Source organism: Xenorhabdus sp. KK7.4, from assembly GCF_963876465.1.
In the GTDB taxonomy this organism is placed as follows: Bacteria; Pseudomonadota; Gammaproteobacteria; order Enterobacterales; family Enterobacteriaceae; genus Xenorhabdus; species Xenorhabdus stockiae.
Genome location: NZ_CAWNQF010000063.1, coordinates 1 through 6,453 on the forward strand (window position 1 = coordinate 1; position 6,453 = coordinate 6,453).

A 6,453-nucleotide genomic window follows, 5' to 3' on the forward strand; every position below is an offset into this window, starting at 1 on the left:
GCCAATCGTTTTCCGATTTAGCCGCTTGATGCGAGTACGCAGGGTGAGGTTGGTTCTTTCGATACGCTGAGTGAATTTCTTGCCTCTGAGGTGTTTTTCCACAGGAAGGCAATTGTAAACGGCATAATCATCTGTACAGTAAAATTTAATTTTGAACGGAGCCAGAAGTGCCAGCAATTTTTTCAGTGTTTTCTGACTGCGGTCACCAAATACATGCGCCACTATCTGCTTCTTCTTTGGCTCCCAGGCATACCAAAGCCAGCGCTGATTCTTCTTGTTACCGACAAAGGACCATATATGGACGCCCCCGGTTATGCAAGCATTGAGTCGATACGGTTTGCTGCCATATATCCGGCGTCATAATGAACTCACTTGTTCGCGCCATGATGTCATCCGCACCCTGCTTCCTTATCACTGCTCGGGCATGTTATTGCCTTGGTCATTCTCAGGCTATGACAGGGACGGTAGCCGTTTTTTCATCAGTGTTTGCAAACTCAGTTAAAGCGTCTGTTTCAATTTATTCAATTAATTGATAGAAAAAGCCTTCTTCATATTGAATTCCACATTATCTTTCAGAATACGCCAGATAATCCGAGTCAGCTTGTTGGCTAAGGCGACTGTTGTTTTCAAAACCCCACATCGAGTAATCAGTGCTCTCAGCCACTCGCCTAAGCGGTCATTCCGTTTTGGGGCACAGCGCATCACGGCACGGGCTCCGTGGATCATTAACGTTCGGAGATGACGGTTACCATTTTTGCTCAGGGAAGATAGACGGTTTTTTCCACCCGGACTGTGTTGCCGGGGAACCAGCCCGCACCAGGCAGAAAGTTGTCGGCCATTAGCAAACTGGGCGATACTGACTTCACTCACGAAGGCAGCCGCAATGAGAGGTCCCACACCGGGAATGGTCAGCAGGGAGTGATAGCCCACTTGCTGGCAGGACAAAGCTTCCGTTTCTTTCTCCATATCATGAATGTGTTTATTCAGCGTGCACAGGGTTTCCCACAAGGTATGCAGTAGATGCCGTAGGGCGAAAGACAAAACGTTGCTTTCATCTTCTAGAATATCAGGCAGATGTTGTCTCAGCTGCTGGATACCCACAGGAATAATCAGTCCCAATTCAGCCAGAAAAGCCCGTATCTGATTGGCAAGTGCAGTCCGTTGTTCCACCATAAGCTGTCGGGCGCTACGCAGTGCTTTGATATCTTGCTGTTCCACGGTTTTGATCGGGACAAAATGGATACCCGGACGACAAGCTGCCTCACAGATAGCGAGTGCATCATTCGCATCGTTCTTTTGATGGTGGCTAAAGGCTTTGACATGCTGCGTGGGAATGAGCCTGACGGTATATCCCATTGCCTGCAGTGTCCTACCCCAATGATGAGAAGTCGCACACGCTTCTATGGCAATAAGCGTTGCCGGAGGGAAAGCCCGTACTGCATCAAGAAATTTTTGCCGTGAAATCTTTCTGTTAGAGGCAACGGAACCGTCTGCCATCCAGACGCAGATCTGAAAAACGTTTTTGGCGAGGTCAATGCCAACGACTTTGATCGTATTCATGATGTGTTCTCCTGAAACTCAGTGCACCGGATAACAGGATGACCCTGTTTATAGCGGGAAAAGGGGGACGTCCATCACATCACTGTTCGTCGATTTCACAGATAATATGGATATCACTTCCCGCCAGAGGCCGTGTCGTTACTTGTCTTGGTTCAAGTTTTTTAACGTGCGAAGAACGGTGTTGATACCGACCTTCAGGACGCGAGCGGTGTCTCTGATACCACCATTATTCTCTTCCATATCAAAGATTTGTTCTTTCACTCCGAGTGTACAGGCTTGTGACCCCGGGTAATGTGAATGATCGGCAGCCTATTCGCGAATTATCAAAAGTTTTAACGGGTTCTCTTTACGGAAACAAAGGATATCTGAGTCAAGAATTAGCGGATGATTTAGCTAAAACGGATATCGCCTTTATCACGAAAAATCGCCGTAACATGAAAGCACGTCTATTGGCCGAGTGGGATAATATCATGCTTAAAAACGTTTTATTATTGAAATGATTAATGGGCAGTTAAAAAATATCGCTCAAATAAAACATTCTCGTCACCGAAGTATGACTGGATTTTTGTTAACTGTTTTAACCGGATTGATTGCTTACTGCCTTAAGGAGAAGAAGCCATCACTGAAAGTTTTCTACTCAGAAGAAGGTATTTCAGCAATGGCTTAAACGGAATTGGGGTTAATTATTGGGAGCATGACCTTCTGATAACATAGGTCATGGCATGATAGTTCGGGTGACCAGTTTTTTGGCGAAAATAAGAGGCCAAATTATCATGCCGTTCCATTCCCTTCGAGTAAGCGCTAACACGCCCTAATCATTGGGCACATAACTCATTAATCATTATAAAATTTATTTATATTAAACCTCTTCCGTAAATTCTGATTCATTAATTATTTCCATGCTAATAATAGAAGTGCATTCAAGAATGTTATTGTGATGATAATTCAATAATTTAATTTTCAATGGTTTGGTTACCCATTGAGAAATATTGTTATCTGTCAATTTTATGACTAATTTAACCAATTCCATTTGCGAATGATCATTATGAATAGGATTGATCTCACCTGCTTTAAATAGCGTAACATTTGTATTTTTTAATGTTCCACTTAAGTTGCAATTAGATATTTCAAGTTCCAATGACGCAGTCTCTAACACTTTATTGATATAGGTATCACTGGCCCCCATTCTCTGTAATTCATTAGTGATTAATAGGTTTGAATTTGATATATCAATATTATCTTTAAGCATCTTTATTTCAGCATTGTTAATTACTGTATCTAATAAAAATAATTGGATTTTTTGTGCACCAAGCTGTTCTAATTGATAGGCAATTTCCATCGCTAACTGTCCGCCTAATGACCAACCTAAGATACGGATAGTTTTATCAATAGATATTTCAGTTAGAATTAACTCCATATAAATATGAGCTAATCGTTGCAATGAATCTATTTTGTTATCTGTACTGAGATTGTAATTATCGATACCAATGCAGTTATAGTTATCTGCTAACATATTTGCCAGAGAGATATAGGGTTCACTACCGCCATTAGCTGGATGAATCATAAATAATTTATCTATTGCTACTGATTCTGGTGTTAGAAAATTAAGTGAACTGTTTTTTTTATTATCCGTTACCAACCACTGGGATAATAAAGCAATGCACTTGCAGTTGAATAAAATATTTAACGGAATATCAATGGACATTTTATGGCGTATTGCCGAAGTGAGTTTAATCGCCAGCAGAGAATTTCCTCCGATACGGAAGAAGTTATCTTCAATACCCACCCGCTCCAACTCTAAAATATCCTGCCAAATAGTACAGAACTGAGTTTCCAGGAGATTACGGGGGGCAACATAACTTTCTCTGTTACCGAAAACAGGTTCTGGTAATGCCTGACGATTTACCTTGCCGTTTAGAGTCAACGGAATAGCCTCCATAAAGGTAAAGCTGACAGGCAGCATATAATCCGGCAGGCGCTCAGATAAGTGCGCCAGCAGCATTTCATCAGATACCGCATCCTCAACAACCAGATAGGCGACTAAGACTTTATGCCCGCTATGCTCAAGGTCAATCACTACGGCCTGTTTGACATGGGGATGTGCCGCTAACGCATTCTCAATTTCCCCCAGCTCAATACGGAATCCTCGAATTTTAACCTGAAAATCATTACGACCCAGATAGTCGATATTGTCGTCCGGCAGCCAGCGCCCCAGATCCCCCGTTTTATACATTTTGGCCCCCGGCTCTGAGGAGAACGGATCAGCGAGGAAACGTTCCGCTGTCAGTTCCGGCTGATTAAGATAACCCCGCGCCACGCCGTCACCGCCAATATAAATCTCGCCCACGGCCCCTCGTGGAACAGGTTGGCCGTATTTGTTCAAAATATAGATTTGAGTATTACTAATTGGCCGCCCAATAGGGAGTTTTTCTTCTTCATTCTCAGTCAAAGGGATATCGTAGGCGGTTGCGAACGTGGTCGTTTCTGTTGGCCCATAAACATGTAGCAGGTGTGTAGGAGCATGTGTGGCTCTGAGACGAATGGCTGCCCGACTATTACTTAGTTCACCGCCGAACAAAACATAACGTAACCCTGATAATGCAGGAGCGATTAGATCTGCATATTGATTAAATAACGCGGTAGTTAGAAACAGAGCGCTGACGCCTTCTGATGACAGGCATTGGCTAAACCGGTCAGGATGTAACAGCGTTTTTTCCGGAATGAGTAGAATACAGCCACCATGAATTAATCCCGACCAAATTTCCCAGGTGGCGGCATCGAAGGCAGGGTTGGCACAATGGGCAACGCAGTCATCCGGGCCGATATCCGCAAAACCATTGTTGATGATCAGACGCAGAACATTACGGTGCTCCACCATCACGCCTTTGGGTTGTCCGGTGGAGCCGGAGGTGTAAATCACGTAAGCCAAATGACGGGAAGTCAGCCCCAGTGCCTGTGTATCCGGATTGGTGTCCGGTTGAGCCTCAAGGTGCAGAGCAGGGTTGCCGAGCAATACCGTGGGCACTGAACAGGCCAGTTTATCTGCCAGTGTGGTTTGCGTCAGTAAGACCACCGGTGTTGCATCATCCAGCATATAGCTTAATCGCTCGGCGGGATAAGCCGGATCGAGGGGCAGATACGCCCCGCCCGCCTTGAGAATGGCCAGTATTCCGACCACCATATTCAAACTGCGTTCAAGGCAAATGGCGACGAGATTATCTGGTTTGACTCCCAGATCTATCAAATGATGGGCCAGCCGGTTGGCGCGGCGGTTGAGTTCGCTATAACTGATGCTTTGGTCTTCAAATACGATTGCCGTGCTATCCGGACGTTGAGCGGCCTGTGCTTCAAACAACTGTGACAAGGTTTTATTCTGCGGATAAGGGGTGTCAGTCTGGTTCCAGCGGTGCAATAAGGTATGACGTTCCTGCGCTGATAATATATCAATACTGGATAACGGTTGTTGCTGATCGGCCACAAACGCCTTCAATACCCGCTGGTAACTTTCTGCGATACGGGTAATGCTGATGTTGTTAAACAGGCTCACGGCGTAGTTCAGGCAACCGGTAATTGCCGTTTTGCCATCGGACAAAAACAGGCTCAGGTCAAATTTGGCCGGGCTGTATAACGTTTCATCCAGTGCGACCGGGCTAAACGGCAGATTACCGTCTGACGGATTTTCACCGAAAGTCTGTACACTGAACATCACCTGAAAGAGCGGATGGCGGGCGGTATCCCGTTCAATGTTCAGGGCTTCAATCAGTTGCTCAAACGGCATATCCTGATGGGCTTTGGCGCCAGTAACCAGTTTGTGTACTTGTGCAATCAACACGGTCACGCCGTCGGTGTGTTGTAGTTGTGCCCTTAACGCCAGTGAATTAACAAACATGCCTAACAGGGGTAGTGTTTGCGCATGGTGGCGGTTATCGGTCGGCGTGCCGATAACGATATCATCCTGTCCGGTTAATTTTGCCAGCGTGACGTAAAACGCACTGAGCAGCACGGTATACAGGGTGGTTTCCTGTGTTTTTGCCAGTGTCCGTAGCTGTTCAGACAGTTGAGCATCCAGCGCAAAGTGGATGTCTCGTCCCTGATAATTGACCTGTGCCGGCCGGGGGTGATCGGTGGGCAGCGCCAGCGATTCATAGCCTGCCAGCGTGTGTTGCCAGTAAGTCAGTTGTTGCTCCCGGATGTCCCCCTGCAAATAATCCCGTTGCCATGCCGCGTAATCGCCGTAGGTAATCTCTAACTCAGGGAGCTGGCTGTCACGGCCTGCTTGCAGCGCGTGGTAAATCTCCGCCAGTTCCGCCATAAAGATATCAATGGACCAGCCATCCATCGCAATATGGTGCCATAACAGTAAGAGATAGTGACTGTCTGCGACCGGATAATACCGCAGGCGTAGGCTCGGTTCGGTGGTTAAATCAAAGGGGGTCGCGATTTCGCTGCGGACGTTAGCCAGTAACGTCGCCCTGTCGTCACAAATTTGAGACGGGATCACGAAATGCGTCTCCAGTGCCTGCTGATACATCAGGTCTTGATCATCACTGCGATACACGGTGCTCAGCACCGCATGACGTTCCGCTAATCGGTTAATGGCGGTTTCCAGTACAGGCAGGGAAGCCTCCTGAGCCAACTGAACCAGATACGGAATATGATAGACATCAGAGCCCTGCTCAAACTGCTCGATAAACAGCATCCTCTCCTGCGCAAATGATAAGGGATAGCGCGCTTGTGCCAGCGGCGGGATAACCGTATAAATTTTTGTGTCCATCTGTGTGGCTAACCCGGCGATGGTTTTTAATTCAAACAGTTGTGCCAGTGAAATATCCGTAGACAGGGTACGGCGAATGGCGGCAATCAACTTAATGGCGGTCAGGGAATTGCCGCCGA

General features: G+C 46.3%; 3 protein-coding genes and 3 pseudogenes. 2 read left to right on the plus strand and 4 right to left on the minus strand.

Annotated elements, in window-relative coordinates; genetic code table 11:
• A pseudogene (locus AACS90_RS06215) lies at positions 1 to 294 on the minus strand (IS1 family transposase); the annotation flags it as partial.
• 19 nt (positions 295 to 313) lie between these two features.
• On the opposite strand from AACS90_RS06215, the gene AACS90_RS06220 reads away from it, so the two are divergent.
• Positions 314 to 502, plus strand: a complete 189-nt coding sequence (locus tag AACS90_RS06220) for a hypothetical protein (RefSeq protein WP_153043665.1) — start codon at positions 314 to 316, stop codon at positions 500 to 502.
• A 23-nt stretch (positions 503 to 525) separates the two neighbouring features.
• Here the strand turns inward: AACS90_RS06220 and AACS90_RS06225 are convergent, their stop codons facing one another.
• On the minus strand, positions 526 to 1,560 hold the full coding sequence (locus tag AACS90_RS06225) for an IS110 family transposase (RefSeq protein WP_099122147.1): 1,035 nt from the start codon (positions 1,558 to 1,560) through the stop codon (positions 526 to 528).
• 82 nt (positions 1,561 to 1,642) lie between these two features.
• Positions 1,643 to 1,839, minus strand: a pseudogene (locus tag AACS90_RS23300) (IS1-like element transposase); the annotation flags it as partial.
• Here AACS90_RS23300 and AACS90_RS06230 point away from each other — a divergent pair.
• Positions 1,839 to 2,227: pseudogene (locus AACS90_RS06230) on the plus strand (transposase); the annotation flags it as partial. The pseudogenes AACS90_RS23300 and AACS90_RS06230 sit on opposite strands and share 1 nt — an antisense overlap.
• Positions 2,228 to 2,419: 192 nt before the next feature.
• Here AACS90_RS06230 and AACS90_RS06235 read toward each other — a convergent pair.
• Positions 2,420 to 6,453: non-ribosomal peptide synthetase (locus AACS90_RS06235; protein ID WP_153043669.1), on the minus strand; the 4,034-nt coding region annotated here is incomplete at its 5' end.